General features: G+C 62.6%; 11 protein-coding genes and 1 pseudogene. 9 read left to right on the forward strand and 3 right to left on the reverse strand.

What is annotated here, in order from left to right; genetic code table 11:
• Positions 1-148: 148 nt before the first annotated feature.
• The 5 genes and pseudogenes from tssI to CFB40_RS02135 all read left to right on the forward strand — a co-directional run bounded on the left by tssI (position 149) and on the right by CFB40_RS02135 (position 9,379).
• Complete coding sequence (tssI, locus tag CFB40_RS02115; protein ID WP_089430524.1) at positions 149-3,328, forward strand: type VI secretion system Vgr family protein; 3,180 nt, start codon at positions 149-151, stop codon at positions 3,326-3,328.
• 56 nt (positions 3,329-3,384) lie between these two features.
• Complete coding sequence (locus CFB40_RS02120; protein ID WP_218829594.1) at positions 3,385-8,061, forward strand: RHS repeat-associated core domain-containing protein; 4,677 nt, start codon at positions 3,385-3,387, stop codon at positions 8,059-8,061.
• The gene (locus tag CFB40_RS02125) at positions 8,058-8,429 is read left to right on the forward strand and encodes a hypothetical protein (RefSeq protein ID WP_089430525.1); all 372 of its coding nucleotides are present in this window, start codon (positions 8,058-8,060) and stop codon (positions 8,427-8,429) included. Before CFB40_RS02120 ends, CFB40_RS02125 begins: the two co-directional genes overlap by 4 nt.
• Positions 8,430-8,563: 134 nt before the next feature.
• A pseudogene (locus CFB40_RS39460) lies at positions 8,564-8,653 on the forward strand (hypothetical protein); the annotation flags it as partial.
• A 408-nt stretch (positions 8,654-9,061) separates the two neighbouring features.
• Positions 9,062-9,379, forward strand: coding sequence for a DUF7716 domain-containing protein (locus CFB40_RS02135; protein ID WP_089430564.1), 318 nt, complete (start codon positions 9,062-9,064; stop codon positions 9,377-9,379).
• An 84-nt stretch (positions 9,380-9,463) separates the two neighbouring features.
• Here CFB40_RS02135 and icmH read toward each other — a convergent pair whose 3' ends face one another.
• The 3 genes from icmH to tssJ all read right to left on the reverse strand — a co-directional run bounded on the left by icmH (position 9,464) and on the right by tssJ (position 12,304).
• Entirely contained in the window at positions 9,464-10,246 is a 783-nt protein-coding gene (gene icmH / locus CFB40_RS02140; protein ID WP_089424354.1) for a type IVB secretion system protein IcmH/DotU, read from the reverse strand.
• Positions 10,243-11,589, reverse strand: coding sequence for a type VI secretion system baseplate subunit TssK (tssK, locus tag CFB40_RS02145; RefSeq protein WP_039352024.1), 1,347 nt, complete (start codon positions 11,587-11,589; stop codon positions 10,243-10,245). Before tssK ends, icmH begins: the two co-directional genes overlap by 4 nt.
• A gap of 103 nt (positions 11,590-11,692) precedes the next feature.
• A complete protein-coding gene (gene tssJ / locus CFB40_RS02150; RefSeq protein ID WP_089424355.1) occupies positions 11,693-12,304 on the reverse strand; it encodes a type VI secretion system lipoprotein TssJ in 612 nt (203 codons plus the stop codon).
• A 374-nt stretch (positions 12,305-12,678) separates the two neighbouring features.
• Here tssJ and CFB40_RS02155 point away from each other — a divergent pair, with 374 nt between their 5' ends.
• From CFB40_RS02155 to CFB40_RS02170, 4 genes are all read left to right on the forward strand, one after another.
• Positions 12,679-13,308 (forward strand): tetratricopeptide repeat protein, encoded by a 630-nt coding sequence (locus CFB40_RS02155; protein ID WP_089430526.1) that lies wholly within the window; start codon positions 12,679-12,681, stop codon positions 13,306-13,308.
• Between the two features lie 46 nt (positions 13,309-13,354).
• On the forward strand, positions 13,355-13,870 hold the full coding sequence (gene tssB / locus CFB40_RS02160) for a type VI secretion system contractile sheath small subunit (protein ID WP_027783377.1): 516 nt from the start codon (positions 13,355-13,357) through the stop codon (positions 13,868-13,870).
• A 15-nt stretch (positions 13,871-13,885) separates the two neighbouring features.
• Positions 13,886-15,376 (forward strand): type VI secretion system contractile sheath large subunit, encoded by a 1,491-nt coding sequence (gene tssC / locus CFB40_RS02165; protein WP_011350759.1) that lies wholly within the window; start codon positions 13,886-13,888, stop codon positions 15,374-15,376.
• A 70-nt stretch (positions 15,377-15,446) separates the two neighbouring features.
• Entirely contained in the window at positions 15,447-15,950 is a 504-nt protein-coding gene (locus CFB40_RS02170) for an Hcp family type VI secretion system effector (protein ID WP_006477093.1), read from the forward strand.
• Positions 15,951-16,008: the final 58 nt, after the last annotated feature.

Raw genomic sequence — 16,008 nt, forward strand, 5'->3', positions numbered from 1 at the left:
GTCCGCCAGCGTGCATGCGGGCTGAGCGGATTCTGCTCGTTTAAAGCAGGTCAGATTTGAGGGCGTGCGAGGTTTTGTCTGTAAAATCGCGCGAGCAAAATCGAATGCTCGCGCCATCCGAGGGCGTGTCAAAAGAAAAAGGCCGTTCATGAACATGCAGAACACAATCGCCGCGTTGCGCGGCGGATTGCTTCAGCAGGACCGGTTGCTGAAGCTCGATACGCCATTGGGGGCCAACGTCCTGACCGTTCAGCGGGCAGTCGGTCGCTCACGTATCGGGCGCGCATACGAGTTCACGCTCGACGTGCTGTCGACCGACAGCGATGTGGAACTTAAAAAGCTGATCGCACAGCCGGTCACGTTGTGGATCCAGCAGGGCGATCTCGGTTACCGGCCGATCAACGGGTACGTGCATACCGCGCGCCGGCTCGGTGCCGACGGCGGGCTCACGACCTATCAGCTCGCGTTCGCCGATTTCACCCACTTCCTGAAGTTTCGTCGCGATCAGCGGCTCTGGAACGACACGACCGTCGACCAGATCATCAGCGACGTGCTGAACCAGCATCCGCAGGCGCAGGGGCATTTCCGCTTCGCGCTGTCGAAGCCGCTGCCGAACCGGTCGTACACGCGCCAGCACGACACCGACTGGCATTTCGTGCATCGGCTGATGGAGAACGAGGGGCTCTACTGCGCATGGCAACAGGCCGACGACGGCAAGTCGCACACGCTCGTGATCACCGACAACCTGCAGGCGTTCGCGCCGCTGTCGCCGGAAACCGTGCGCTTTTATCGCGGCGACGCTGCCAGCGAACCCGACGCGTTCACGCAATGGTCGGGCACGCGCACGCTGCAGAGCGTCACGCGTACGACGCGCACGTTCGACTACAAGAATCCTTCGCAGCCGTCGAACCCGAAAGGCACGTCGTTGCCGACGATGGGTGGCCAGGGCGAGTTGCCGGATCAACTCGAAGTCTACGAGTACACGGGCGCTTACACGTATCTCGACCAGACGCGCGGCGACCATCTGACGAAGGTCAAGATGGAAGAGTGGGAGTCACGGGCGAAGCGCTTCCATGCCGCGGGCGGGGTGCGCGCGATCGATGCCGGCCGGCGTTTCACGCTGGCCGATCATCCCGAGCACGATCGTGATCCCGCCGATCAACGCGAATTCGCCGCGATCGAGGTGGCGTGGTGGATCGAGAACAATCTGCCCGTCGCGAGCGACAGCGCGGACTTTCCGTACAGCCTGCGCGAAGCGTTGACGCAGGCACAGGACAACTACGGTACCGATCCCGCGTTTCGCGTGCAGCACGACGACGGATCGGCCGGTTTCTATCTCGTCGAAGTCGAAGCGCAGCGCGTGAGCGTGCCGTATCGCAGCCCGTTCGAACATCACAAGCCGGACATGCATCTCGAGACGGCGATCGTCGTCGGGCCGCAGGGCGAGGAAGTCTATACCGACGAGTTGAACCGGATTCGCGTGCAGTTCGTGTGGGACCGCTTGAATCCGGGCAACGAGAACGCGTCGTGCTGGGTGCGCGTCGTGCAGTCGGATACGGGCGGCGGCTACGGCGGCGTGCATGTGCCGCGCATCGGCGAGGAAGTGCTGATCGACTACGTCGGCGGCGACTGCGACCGGCCGCTCGCGGTCGGGCGCGTGTACAACGGCGCGAACCAGCCGCAATGGCATACCGACGGGATCCTGTCCGGGTATCGGTCGAAGGAGTATTCGGGCGGCGGCTACAACCAGCTCGTGATGGACGACGCGACCGGGCAGAACCGCGTGCAGCTGATGAGCAGCAGCGCGAACAGCCTGCTGCACCTGGGCTACATCATCGACCAGAGCGGCAATTCGCGCGGATCGTATCTCGGCAGCGGCTTCGACCTGCGCTCGGATGCGTATGGCGCGGTGCGGGCGAGCCAGGGCCTGTACGTGACGACGCACCCGAAGGCAGCGAACAGCCAGCCGCTCGACGTGAAGGAAGCGCAGCAGCAGCTCGTGACGGGCGAGAGCCTCGTCGAGGCGATGTCGGGCGTGAGCGAGCAGCATCAGGCGGAAAGCCTGAAGGACGCGCAGGACACGATGCGCGCGTTCACGGATGCGACGCAGGACAGCGCATCGGGTAGCGCGTCGGGCGGGCGTACGGCAGGCGGCGGCACGGGTAACGCGAACGCATTCAAGGAGCCGGTGATGCTGTTCGGCAGCCCGTCGGGGATCGGGATGTCGACGCAGCAGTCGGTGCATGTGGTCGCGAACGATCACGTGAACGTGGCGAGCGGGCAGAGCGTGCACGTCGCGGCCGGCAAGTCGCTGATCGGGAGCATCGGGCAGAAGCTGAGCCTGTTCGTGCAGAACGCGGGGATGAAGCTGTTCGCGGGCAAGGGCAAGGTGGAGATCCAGGCGCAGTCGGACAACATCGAGGTGACCGCGCAGAAGGCGGTGAAGGTGGTGTCGGCGACGGACCGGATCGAGATCGCGGCCGATCAGGGGATTCTGCTGACGAGCGGTGGCGGGTATATCCGCATTCAAGGCGGGAACATCGAGATTCATACGCCGGGCGCGGTGGATGTGAAGGGTGCGTCGCATACGTTCGCGGGGCCGGCGAGCATGGGGTATCCGCTGCCGAGCCCGCGGCCGGATCAGCCGGGGCAACTGGAGTTGTTCCACAAGTATGTGAACGGCGAGGCGGTCAAGGGTGGGTTGTTCACGGTGAAAGACGTGAACGGCGCCGTGCTCAAGAAGGGCGCGCTCGACAACGGCGGGTATACGGTCGTGAGCGGGCTGCCGCCGGGCGCGGTGCGCGTCGAGTTCGGGAAGGATCCGCGCGAGTCGGATCAGCCGGCGAACTACTTCAAGCAGGCGAAGTGGCCGGCGGAGCCGATCGAGCCGTCGCCGGAGGCCGCACAGGCTGCGGCGACGGGGCAGCTAGCCAGCCAGTTGCAAGGGATGGCGCCTGCCGCGGCGACCGCTGCGATGGGGCTCGTGAGCGGCGGTGGTGCCGGTGCGGCGTTGGGCGGACTGGCGAGTTCCGCGTTGCCGGCTGCGGCAGGTGCGCTGGGCGGGGCAGGTGTGGTGTCTGCCTTGCAGACGGCTTCGAGCCTGGGCAGCGCCGCGAAGCAGGTGGCCGGGATGGTGCAGGCTGCGCGTCAGGGCGGGCTCGCGGCACTGGCCGCGCCTGCTGCGAACGCGGCATCCGGAGCACTGCAGGGTGCGCTGCCGGGTGTTGCCGGGATCGCCGGCAAGGGCGCCACGACGGTGACGTCCGCTGCCGGCGCCACCGGCATGAAGCTCCCGACGAGCGGGTTTGGCGGACCGCTGAAATCCTGAGAGGGCGGTGCATGACCGCCAAGAACAACCAGATCGTGACTTGAACGAAGAACGACATGGCACAACAGCTTCCACCTGGCGCCGAGAAGGAACAGGCCGTTACCTGGCTCAGCGATGTTTCGGCCAAGGACGTCGCGGCAGTCGGCAACCGCTTTGACGCGTGGTTGCGCAAGATTAGCGGCAACCACATCACATTCGAGGACGTGAAGACATTTGCCGGTGCGGTGCCGATTGTCGGCAACATCATGGCAATGGTTGACGCGCTCGGCGATATCGCCGAAATCGTCGAGAAGCGCGGCGGTCAGGTGCTCGATTACATGAGCCTCGCGATCAACCTGCTCGGCATCATTCCGATTCCGCCGACGCTCGCACCATTCCGGATGTCGGCGCGCCCGCTGCTCGCACTCGTTCGCCACGAATTGCTGATGACGCGCAACAATCTCGGCGCGGCGATCATCTCCGTGCTGGTTACGCACATCAACGCGACTTGCGCGACTGAGATCGAGGATTTTCTCAACAAGCTGAAGACCGGCCTCGTTGAACTGCTCAACGGATGCGCATCGAAGTGCGAAGAGCTGATGCTTGCGCTGGCGACCGGCATGGACAAGGCGCTGCACGGACAGCTCTTCGATGCCAACGCCAATCTGAAACGCCAGCATCAGCTCGCGAAGAAGATGGCGGACAACCGACCCTGGTACAGCCCCAGTCGGGTGGGTGACGGCATCCAGTTCGCGTACGAGGGCACGAAGGCGCTCGGCAAGAAGGTCGCGAACAAGACTGCGGGCACGATGGCGAAACTCGCGCCGGATGCCTGGCTCGAGCCGTTTCGCGGCACGGTGACCTTCCTTCGGACCGAAGCGCCGAAGATCGCGACGTCGATCCGTTCGCTCGCCGGCAGCGAAGAAGGCAAGATGATGTGGCTGGTTTTGCAACTGATCGAGGCTGTCGGGCGCGTCAAGGCACGCGCGAAGCTTCACGAGCAGAGTGCTGACGTCAAGGTGGGCGGACGCAGTCAGGCGAAGAAAACACGGGGGCAGGAAGGGCTTGAGAAGACCAACGGTCAGGCGCCGGCGGAGGGGCCGGGGAAGAGCACGTGCAAGGCATGCGGGCTCGGAGCCTCACCGGCATCCATCGATTTCGCGTTCGGTGACGAGACATTCTCCCACGTGGATTTCGACCTGCCCGGCGCCATGCCGCTCGTTTGGGAGCGTACTTATCGTTCCCGGCTGTCGGCTTATGACAATGGCGAGTTGGGTGCGCGATGGATCACGCCCTATACGACGCGAATCGACATCAAGAATGGTCAGTGGATCTATCGCGATGCGGAAGGGCGCAGCATCGAGTATCCGGCACTTGCGGCCGGCGCGGTGCACGATGACCTGTCCGAGAACCTGACGCTGTCGCGGCTCGATGACACGTGGGTGACGATCGCATACGGCCATGACGCGCTGCATGTGTACGAGCGCCGCGGCGAAGCGTTCCGACTCGCGATGCAGAAGGATCGCGCCGGGAACACGATCACGCTCGACTACGATGCGCTTGATCGCCTTGCTCGCCTGATCGATGCGAGCGGCAATGTGCTCGCGTTCGAGCATGACAGGCATGGTCGAATCGTGCAGATCGAGCACGTGCTCAAGGACGGCGCGCGTCGCACGCTGGCGAGCTACGAATACGATGCGGATGGGGATCTCGTGCGTGCGACCGATCGTCATGGCAACGCACGGACGTATCATTATCGCCGCCACCTGGTGACGCGCTATACCGATCGCACGGGCCGCGGGATGACGCTCGAATGGGATGGTGCGGATGCCGAAGACAACGCAGACGCAAAATGTATTCGCGAATACGCCGACGACGGCAGTCTCGATCTCCGGCTCGCATGGAATCCGAACATCCGTCTGACCTACGTGACCGATGCACTCGGTCAGATGACGCGGTACTACTTCAACATCCATGGTTACGTGTATCGGATCGTCTATCCGGATGGCAACCAGGAGTGGTTCCGGCGCGATGCCCATCACAATCTGGTGCTGCATATCCGACAGGATGGCAGCATCGAGCGGCGCGAATACGACCCGCGCGGCAATCTGATTCAGCACGAGCGGGCGGACGGCAGCGTTGTCGAGATGGCGTATGACGACAAGGATCAGATGATCCGGCTCGTTGATCCGAATGGCTACGTGTGGCAACGCAAGTACGACGATGCGGGCAACCTCGTCGAGGAAATCGATCCGCTCGAATACTCGACGAAGTACGAATACAACGACAAGGGCTTGCCGACGCAAATCATCGATGCGAAGGGCGGCTCGAAGACGCTCGAGTACAACGATGCGGGGCAGGTCACAAGCTATACGGACTGCTCCGGAAAGAAGACGGAGTGGCGCTATGACGAAATCGGGCGCGTGATCGAGACAAAGGACGCGGCCGGTGGTGTGGTTGCCTATCGGTACGGCCCGAACGGGCAACCGACCGAAGTTCGCTCGCCGGCTGGCGTCGAACAGGTCCAATACGATGCTGAAGGCCGCTTGCTCCGTAACACGGATCAGCTCAATCGTTCGACGCGATATGGCTACGATTCGGTCGGCCGCATTGCCAGCCGTGCCGATGCGCTCGGGCAGACGGTTGCATATCGCTATGACCGCCTCGGGCGCCTGACCGCGTTGACCGATGCCAACTTTGCGACGTGTCAGTTTCACTACGATCCGGCAGGACGGCTGATCGAGGAAATCGGCTTCGACGGCAAGTCGACGCGTTATCAATACGATCCGGACAGCGGCGGTCTTGTTTCGATCGATGAAGCGGGCTGCGTCGCATCGATCGACGTCGATGCAAATGGCCGTCTGCTGAAGCGCGTCGCAGGGGAAAGCGAAGAGCGGTTTGCCTACGATCGGAGCGGCAAGTTGATCGATGCGGTGAACCGGTACAGCCGTATGCAATTCTTCTTCGATCCGGTTGGCAATCTCGTGCGCGAACATCACGCGTACGACCTGTTCGGCGAACGGCGCAGTTACGTGTGGCATCACGAGTACGACGAACTCGGCAATCGGCGGCGTACCGTTCGACCGGACGGGCATGTTGTCGACTGGCTGATGTACGGGTCCGGGCATGTGCACGGGATGCTGCTCGATGGCGAGGAGTGCGTGCAGTTCGAGCGCGATGACTTGCATCGAGAGACGATGCGCGTGCTGTCGAGCAAGGTCGGCCAGCGCACACACTACGATCCGGCGGGACGCGTGTTGCAGCAGACGATTCAGCGATCGACGTCGCCTGCGCCGCTTGCCGAGCGGCGCTATCGCTATGACGCGGTGGGGCAGTTGTCGCGAATCGAGGACAGCCGCAAGGGCGGGACCGACTATCGATACGATCCGGTCGGACGGTTGATCGAGGCGATCAGTCCCATCGCGAAGGAACGGTTTGCGTTCGATCCGGCGAGCAACATCATCGATCCGGTGCGGACTTCGGAGACGCCTGCATCACGTCCGAGTCCGGTACGGCCGGAAAGCACGTTGCCGGTCGAGATGCCGAAGGTGCTCGGGAACCTGCTGAAAGCGTATGCGGGTATGCACTTCGAGTACGACGCGCGCGGGAATCTGGTGCGCAAGCGCACGCCTGCGGGCGAGCAGGAATACGAGTGGGATGAATTCAATCGCTTGCTGTCCGCGCGGGTTGCGGAGACGTCGCGACAGAGTCAGGCGCGGTATTTCTATGACGCGTTCGGTCGACGGATCGCTAAGGAAGTGAACGGCGAGCGGACGGTGTTCGGGTGGGATGGTGACACGCTGGCGTACGAGAGTGACGGCGAGCGCGGCACGCACTATCTGTACGAGCCGAGAACATTTGTGCCGTTGGCGCAATACGTCGCAGAACCGGTATCGGGCATCGAGACGCCGGAATGGAAGAGCACAGACCGCTACGCGCCGGAAGACGATCCGCTGCAGAAGGTACCGGAGCGGCGGGGCGACGCGGCGATGTTCTATTACCACTGCGATCAGATTGGCACGCCGCAACTTCTTACCGACGACGATGGCGACGTGGTGTGGGAAGCATCGTACCGAGCTTGGGGTGAAGCACGGGAGGTGAGCGCGCGGGCGTCGACGGCGGCGGGGATCCTAGCGAAGAACCCGCTGCGGTTTCAGGGGCAGCAGGCGGACGAGGAGACCGGGCTCCACTATAACCGGCACCGGTACTACGATCCGGGCACAGAGCGCTTCGTGAGCAAGGACCCGATCGGGCTAGCCGGCGGGCTCAACGTCTATCAATACGCGCCTAACCCGACGCTTTGGATTGATCCGCGTGGGCTCACTAAATGCCCCTGCACCGACGACTGCGAGAAGACTCTCGCCGATGAAGGCGTCGTGACCGGAAGGCACGGCGATCTGAGAAAGATCGGCGGCCAACAAGATTCCCATCACATTTATCAAGATGCTGCCGTGAACGGCCTGCCAAACTACAACTACAACGATGCGCCGGCAATTAGTCTACAGGGCCGAAATGCTGACGGTACAACTCGCGGAACTCCTCACTACCGCGCGAACCGGACTCAAGACAACGCGTCTCTTGCCGGTACCTTAGGAAGCGAAACCGTAGTAGCCTTCAATTCGCTGAGGGCTGCCGGGCTCAGCTCCAAGGCGGCCAAATGCGCCGTCTTACGCGCACGCGGCTATTTCTCCAGCATCGGCGCGAGCGCCGGGTCTGGCACGACAACTCCATCGAAACGAATGAGGCTGAGATGAACCCATCATTGAATGATCGAGCGTACAAGGTGATTTCTGAATTCCTTGACGCACTCAACTCGATGGACAAAAGGACACTAGAGTCCAAGTTCGGAGTGACCGAACCGATTCTCGACGAGATATGCGAGTCCCTCGACGATTACTTCGGAACAAAACCGAGTATCAGCCTCGCGCCGATCGAAGTTGCGTTCTCCGGCAAGAGCGGATCGAGGCCATATATTGATCTCTTTGAGATGGACGACGGTCAGTCGTGGGGCGTGGAATGCGTGCTTTGGGTGGACGGCAAGGCTGAGGAGCCGATTTTGCACGTCGAACTGAGCGGGCCTAGCGACGGGCTGAGTTTGAAGTACAAGTACATCGGCTCGTAGGAAAAGTACGGCAACGGGAGCATCGCAGAGTTTGCCTATGGGAGCGTTTTGACAATTCAAGCATCAGAGCCCTCCGTTGGGCTCATGGATGCGAGGCCTCGCCGCGTAACCCGCACGGTTTCAGGGGCAACAGCATGGTGTGGAAGCGGGGCTATAACTGGCACCGGTACTATGATTCGAGTAGCGGACGGTTCGTATCGAACGACCCGATCGGGCTCGCTGGTGGGATCAACGTCTATCAATATGCCGACAACCCAACAGGATGGATCGTCCCGCTCGGCCTTGCTCGCTGCCCTTGCGATCCGTGTCGTAAGTCTCGTCGGTCAAGTTTGAGAGATATTCGTCGGCAGCTCGGCATTCCCTTGTCTCAGCAGCCCATCATGCGGTATTTGGCTCGAAGCATACACTCCTGGGACCGACCGTCATGTTCGCGGCCGCTTCAGGTCGGCCGCGTTTCGACTGACTTGCCTTGGGGGCGACGGGCGGCCATCAGGCGCCGGCCAGTCTCACGGACCGAGAATTGGCATAATCACGGCTTGCTGACACGAGTGCCGCGACGCAGGTCCTTTCGTGCACCTGCTATATCGCCGCTCCTGCGCATTGACTCCAGTCCCGTTACCACCGCAATACCCATGTCGACCACCATCACGACCGAAGTGTCGTTGCAACACATTCTCGAACATCCCGGCGATTTCTCCGGATGGCTCTGCTTGCCGCCGACGCCGTGGACGCTCGATACAGAGGGCGCATTCACCGAAGATGCCGACGACCCCGAGACCGACACGCCACCTGCTATCGCACCGCGCCCCGGCTGGCACGTCACGCTGAACAGCGCGACGATCGAAGACATCGTGATCAACGCGCATGACCAGGTCGACGAACCGACCGCCACGCAGCTGTTCGACGCGTTCGTGTTCTACGTCGACAACGAAGAATTCATCCTGCTTTGACGGCGCACGCCGCGCGTCACAGTAAAAAAGGACCGCCAAGCGGTCCTTTTTCATGCAGCGTCAACGTCCGAACGAAGCGGAGCCTCAAGGCAACGAGATCGTCAAATTCGCCGACTCCGGTCCGACCTTGATCACCTGCGAATAAGGCGCCAGCGCCTGCAGCGTCTTGTCCTTGAGATACGTGTTGAGCCCGAGATACCCGAGCAGCGCGACCAGCGCAAAAACCGCCCCAATCGCCCAAACCGGCACTTCACGCTTGAGTCGATGCGCGATCTGATCCGGCAGCGGCCAATGCGGCGCAAACGCGGCCCGCTTACCCTTCATATGCGCGATCTCATCGCCCAGCCGCGCGGTGAGGTAAGCCAGCTTCTCCGGCCCCTCGAGCAGATACTTCCCCTGGAACCCGAGCAGCAGGCACATATGAAACACCTCGAGCGACTGCAGCCGCGCCGCACCCTGCGCGCGACATTCCTCCAGATACTGGAAGAACTTCTCGCCCGCGAGCTGCTCGCCGAAGAGCACGAGCTGCAGCGGTCGGCGCTCCCACTCCGTGCGGATCTTGAACTGCGACGACAGCACCATCTCGTCGATCGCCGCGCAGAACGCGAACTTCGCGCCGTACACGTCTTCAGCCGCGATATTCAGCTTCTTCGCGCCGCGCTCGAAGTCCGACAGGAATTCCTGGATGCGCGTGCTGAACTCGCCCGCGCTCTCCGGCTCCCGCCCGTTCTTGAGCAGGAACAGCATGAAGAACCCGTCGTACAGCAGGTCGAGCAGCGAACGGGCCTGGAACGAGGCGTCGGTCGACGCCGGCGTATGCAGCGGGGCCGGCGCGTTGTCGCCGAACAGGGAAGGCGCGTAGCTCATGATGTGACCGCGATCAGTTCGAATTTCAGGTCATTGATGCCAGTCGGCGCGTAGATCATGGCGGACTGGGCCTGCAGCATGCGCTCGTACAGCGGGCTACGCGAATCGAGCGCGAAGTAGCATGCGCCGGGGCGCACCGGAATCGCGGGCGGCACCTGCGGCGTGTACGAAAGCCGCACGCCGGGCATGGCCGACAGCACGAGCTTGTCGACGTCGTCGGGCGCGCCGACCTTGAAGCGGGCCGGCACCGCATCGACGAGCTCGACGCTCGGCATGTCCGCGGACACCGCCAGGTAGAACTCGGTCTTGTCGTCGATCTTGCCGGAATCGAGGCGGCCGAGGTGGAACGACGGGCGCACCTCGTCGAGCGTGATCGCGAAGTAGCGCGTCGAGATCACGGTGTCGAGCAGCTCGCGCAGCATCAGGTCGAGACGCGCGAAGCTCGGGCCCGGGTCGTCATGGCGGTACACCGGCAAATCAGCCAGCGTATAGCCCTTCGAGAACGTCATCAGCTGGCCTGCGAGGCGCAGCAGTTCCTGGAACAGCCGCTCCGGATGCAGCGCCGAATGCTGGTGCAGGTGTGCGAGCGTCGCGAACGCGGCGTTCGCGGTGTGCAGCAGCCAGAACGACGCGATGTCGCCCGAGCGGAATTCGATGATGTTCTTCGACGGCTCGCGGTGGAAGCCGTACAGCGCGTTCACCTTCGCCTGCAGCGCGTCGACGAGCTGGCGCAGCCGCTGGTGGAGGATCGGCGACGCGTCGATCGCGAGGCACGGCGGCACGAAGCTGTCGTCGATCTCGAAACCGGACGTCGCGGTGCGGCGCACGCGCACGAGCGGCACCGACAGCAGCTGGTCGCGCGGTTCGCTGTGCGCGATCAGCTTGACCTGCGTCTTCAGGAACGTGATGTCGGCTTCGGCGGCGTCGGTGAAGTTGTCGCCGACGCTCGTCTGCTCGCTGACGAAGCGCGTCATGAAGCCGGCGGCCGGATCGTCGCTGTAGTTGGTGCCGTTCTCGCGCAGCGGGTGCAGCGCGAGATAGAACACGAATTCGTTGATGCCGTCAGGCAGCGTGTCCAGCGCGATCGGCGGCGGCAGGTCGTCGGCCTGCGGCGCGGCATACAGCGCGCCGTCCGGGAACACGAGCGCAAGCTCGGCCACCCGCAGCACGTTGCTGCCGAGCGCATCGCGGTCGATGCGCACCGAGCGCACGCCCCAGTTGTACGGCTGGATCGCCTGGATCGATTCGAACAGGCGCGCTTCGTGGTACGCGTCCTGTCGCTGAAAGTGTTGAGGCCGGAGGAACAGCCCTTCCCCCCACAGCACCTTGGCCGAATAACTCATGTCAAATCCGGTTAATGTCGCGTTGCGATGTAATCGATTTGTTCGTGCCCGAATTAAATCGCCAATTGTTAACTCTTGTTAATTGACATTCGTGCGTCATTGTTTAACCGCAGGAGACCGAAGAAAGCAAATTCAGCGGTTGTGAAGGCGCACCCTGTTGCGGTGCGATGACAGTGCCGTCGGTGACCGTCATCGCGCAATTATGCAGGCCGATGATTATGCCGGATTTCTCCGACTTCACCGGGTCGAACGTCAGTTTCCATCGTTGTAAGGCGGGATCGCGGAACAGCGCGACGATGCCGAATGCCTGCGCTTCGCGCGAAACCTTCTCGGTCGCCGTATAGCGCTGGCCCGGAATCAGCGTGATTTCACGCACGTTCAGCAGATCCGCACCCAATGCGGCCTTTTCCTTGGTCGGATCCGTGAATGCGTCGAACGGCGCCTGCTGGAACGACGTCGGGTCCTTCAGCGTATAGAGCCGCACGACGAGCGCGAGCGGCTTGTGGTCGGTTGCGGCATTCAGGTTCGGCGCGGCGGCCAGCGTGATGCCGAGGTTGCGCGGCGGCTTCTGCGCGTCGGGCACCTCGGGCTTGCCGATGCCGGCCGCGGACATCACGGCGCTCGCGGCCGAGCCGAGCAGCGGAGCGGCCGCGCATCCGGCCAGAAGCGCGCAGGCAACCAGTGGCAGCGCGTAGCGAATCATCAACGATCTCATCGTATTTCCGGCGGGCTGCCTTTTATCCCTGTCAAATCTGCCGGGTATTTCCGCGTTCGCTGCGTGTCCCCGGCATTGCACTGTTCAACTATTAAGCACGCCCGCGTCGAGGCAGGCGCCCGGAAATTTTTGCCACCGTCCGGGCGGCGCGTCGCGAAACCAGTAAAACTTGCCCGTCCCGGCCCAAAGAAAAATCGCTGCGAGCCCGCTGCGAGAGGCCATTGGAGGGGGTAGCGCCCGGTTTTAAAAGGAATTACTCTTCACACGACGATTGAATTATGAAAAATTGATCGGTACTATACCCGCGCGCTTCTTGCAAAGCAAAAGAACCAGATTCTCAACGATTTAAAACTCACGCGCCGGTGGATATAACGATGAAAGACCGTCTCTTCGCAAAACTGTCTGGGGTAGTAGTGGCTTGCGGCGTGATCGCCGGTTGTGCGAGCCAGCCTCCGGCGCCGCCGACTGCCGAAGTGTTCAACAAGTCGCTGGCGGATGCGGACGCAGTTGCGAAGGCGGGGGACCAGGACAAGGCCCTCGGCCTGTATCAGCAGCTCGCGAAGTCGGATCCGACGCGCGAAGAGCCGTGGTCGCGCATCGCGCAAATCCAGTTCGCCCAGAACCATTACGGCCAGGCAATCGTTGCCGCGCAGGAAGCGCTGCAGCGCGACGCGACCGACCGTCAGGCGAAGAGCGTGCTGGCCGTGGCCGGCCTGCGGATCGCGACGCAGTCGCTCGGCGAGCTGCGCCAGGATTCGTCGCTCGCGGGTGACGCGAAGTCGGATGCGCAGGCGCTCGCGAAGCAGCTGCGCGACACGCTGGGCGAATCGGCGCTGTTCCCGCCGGAAACGAAGGTCGTGAAGCCGCGCCAGACGCGCCGTGTCGTTCATCGTGCGAAGACCGGCAGTGCACCGGCGGCCGAAGCAGCGGCGACCAGCACGCCGACGCCGCCCACCACGCCGCAAAAGGGCGGCGCCGACCCGTTCGGCGCACTGCGCAACTGACCGCAAGACTGACGCGATAACCACAACTAACCTGGGAGCCGTCGAGATGGCCAAGAAAGAAAGCATTCAGAAAAGCTTGCAGAAAATACGGCCGCCGCGCGTCCAATTGACCTATGAGGTCGAGAAGGGCGATGCGATCGAGGTGAAGGAACTGCCGTTCGTCGTCGGGGTCGTCGGCGATCTGGCGGGCCAGTCCGAAATCGAGCAGCCGAAGCTGCGCGACCGTAAATTCGTCAACATCGATCGCGACAATTTCGACGACGTGATGAAGGCGATCGAGCCGCGTGCCGCGTTCCAGGTGGAAAACCGCCTGAGCCCGGAAGGCGGCAAGTTCGCGGTCGACCTGAAGTTCCGTTCGCTGTCGGATTTCAGCCCGGACGAAGTCGTCGAACAGGTCGAGCCGCTGCGCCGCCTGCTCGAGGCGCGCTCGAAGCTCGCCGACCTGCGCAACAAGCTCGCCGGCAACGACAAGCTCGAGGATCTGCTGTCCGAGGTGCTGAAGAACACGCAGCAGCTGCAGGAGCTCGCGAAGGGCACGGGCAGCGACAAAGACGGCGAATGACGACGGAGTGTTGAGATGAACCAGCAAACGGCTGCGGCCCAAGCGAGCGGCGCGGACTACGCCGCCGGGACCTCGCTGCTCGACGACATCGTCGAGAAGAGCAAGGTCGCGAAATCCGATTCCGAGCATGCGCGTGCGAAGGACCTGATCGGCGAACTCGTGCACCAGGTGCTCGACGGCACGGTGATCGTGTCGGACAACCTGTCGGCCACGATCGACGCGCGCGTCGCGGAACTGGACCGCCTGATTTCCACGCAGCTTTCCGCAGTGATGCACGCGCCGGAATTCCAGCGCCTCGAAAGCACGTGGCGCGGGATGGACTACCTGGTCAAGGAAAGCAACACCGGCCAGACGATCAAGATCAAGGCGCTGCACGCGCCGAAGCGCGACCTCGTGCGCGATTTCAAGGGCGCGAGCGAGTTCGACCAGAGCGCGCTGTTCAAGAAGGTCTACGAAGAAGAATTCGGCACGTTCGGCGGCTCGCCGTTCGGTGCGCTGATCGGCGATTACGAGATCTCGCGCCAGCCGGAAGACATGTACTTCATCGAGCAGATGTCGCACGTCGCGGCGGCCGCGCATGCGCCGTTCATCGCGTCGGCATCGCCCGAGCTGCTCGGTCTCGAGTCGTTCTCCGACCTCGGCAAGCCGCGCGACCTGGGCAAGGTGTTCGATACGGTCGAATATGCGAAGTGGAAGTCGTTCCGCGACGCCGAAGATTCGCGCTACGTCGGCCTGACGCTGCCGCGCTTCCTCGGCCGCCTGCCGTTCAATCCGAAGGACGGCCAGACCGCGGAGAACTTCAACTTCGTCGAGGACGTCGACGGCACCGACCACGACAAGTACCTGTGGTGCAACGCCGCGTGGGCGTTCGCTGCGCGCCTGACGGCCGCATTCGACGACTTCGGCTGGTGCGCGGCGATCCGCGGCGTCGAAGGCGGCGGCCTCGTCGAGGACCTGCCGACCCACACGTTCAAGACCGACGACGGTGAAGTCGCGCTGAAGTGCCCGACCGAAATCGCGATCACCGATCGCCGCGAGAAGGAGCTGAGCGACCTCGGCTTCATCCCGCTCGTCCATTGCAAGAACTCAGATTACGCCGCGTTCTTCGCTGCGCAGTCGGTGCAGAAACCCAAGAAATACAGCACCGACAGCGCGAATGCGAACGCCGTCCTGTCCGCCCAGCTTCAGTACATCTTCTCGGTATCGCGCGTCGCGCACTACCTGAAGGCGATGATGCGGGACAAGATCGGCAGCTTCGCATCGGCGCAGAACGTGGAGACTTTCCTCAACCGGTGGATTTCGCAATACGTCCTGCTCGACGACAACGCCTCGCAGGAACAGAAAGCGCAATTTCCGCTGCGCGAGGCATCCATACAAGTGTCGGAGATTCCGGGCAAGCCGGGCTCGTATCGTTCGGTCGCGTTCCTGCGCCCGCACTTTCAGCTCGACGAACTCTCGATTTCTCTGCGACTTGTCGCTGATCTGCCCAAACCGGCAAATTCATAAGCGAGTAAATCGCCCGGGCGGGCCGCCTGGGTAGGACGTTAAAACCACCTCTTTGGGGAGTCGAAGGGCCATGTTACATATGCACTTGCAGTTTGGTAGTCCCGCGGTGAAGGGCGAATCCGCGGACAAGGACCACCAGGGCTGGATCGAGCTGAAATCGTGGGATCACTCGATCGTTCAGCCGCGTTCGGCAACCGCATCGACCGCTGGCGGTCACACGATGACGCGTTGCGAACACGGCGACATGATCTTCACGAAGGAAATCGATTCGTCGAGCCCGCTGCTGTACCAACACGCTTCGGGCGGCACCACGTTCGACGAGGTGACGGTCCATTTCTCGCGCGCTGACGGTGAAGGCAAGCGCGTGCAGTATCTGGAAGTCAAGCTCAAGTACGTGATCATCTCGAGCATCGCCCCGAGCGTTCGCGAAGAAGGTCTGCCGCTCGAGACGTTCTCGCTGAAGTACGCAGCTGTGCAGTGGAAGCAAACCCAGCAGAAGATCGGCGGCAACCAGGGTGGCAACACGCAGGGCGCCTGGAGTCTGACGAAGAACGACAAGACCTACGCGGTCTAAGGTCGGTTGCGGCAACGGGGCGCTCGGCGTCCCCGTTGCCGTTTTCGCTGTACATACC

It is taken from the genome of Burkholderia sp. AU31652, assembly GCF_002223155.1.
Lineage (GTDB): Bacteria > Pseudomonadota > Gammaproteobacteria > Burkholderiales > Burkholderiaceae > Burkholderia.

Excerpts from the sequence above, each read along its gene's own strand:
- tssI (WP_089430524.1), top strand. The coding sequence starts at position 149 with ATGAACATGCAGAACACAATCGCCGCGTTGCGCGGCGGATTGCTTCAG.
- CFB40_RS02120 (WP_218829594.1), top strand. The coding sequence starts at position 3,385 with ATGGCACAACAGCTTCCACCTGGCGCCGAGAAGGAACAGGCCGTTACC.
- CFB40_RS02125 (WP_089430525.1), top strand. The coding sequence starts at position 8,058 with ATGAACCCATCATTGAATGATCGAGCGTACAAGGTGATTTCTGAATTC.
- CFB40_RS02135 (WP_089430564.1), top strand. The coding sequence starts at position 9,062 with ATGTCGACCACCATCACGACCGAAGTGTCGTTGCAACACATTCTCGAA.
- icmH (WP_089424354.1), bottom strand. The coding sequence starts at position 10,246 with ATGAGCTACGCGCCTTCCCTGTTCGGCGACAACGCGCCGGCCCCGCTG.
- tssK (WP_039352024.1), bottom strand. The coding sequence starts at position 11,589 with ATGAGTTATTCGGCCAAGGTGCTGTGGGGGGAAGGGCTGTTCCTCCGG.
- tssJ (WP_089424355.1), bottom strand. The coding sequence starts at position 12,304 with ATGAGATCGTTGATGATTCGCTACGCGCTGCCACTGGTTGCCTGCGCG.
- CFB40_RS02155 (WP_089430526.1), top strand. The coding sequence starts at position 12,679 with ATGAAAGACCGTCTCTTCGCAAAACTGTCTGGGGTAGTAGTGGCTTGC.
- tssB (WP_027783377.1), top strand. The coding sequence starts at position 13,355 with ATGGCCAAGAAAGAAAGCATTCAGAAAAGCTTGCAGAAAATACGGCCG.
- tssC (WP_011350759.1), top strand. The coding sequence starts at position 13,886 with ATGAACCAGCAAACGGCTGCGGCCCAAGCGAGCGGCGCGGACTACGCC.
- CFB40_RS02170 (WP_006477093.1), top strand. The coding sequence starts at position 15,447 with ATGTTACATATGCACTTGCAGTTTGGTAGTCCCGCGGTGAAGGGCGAA.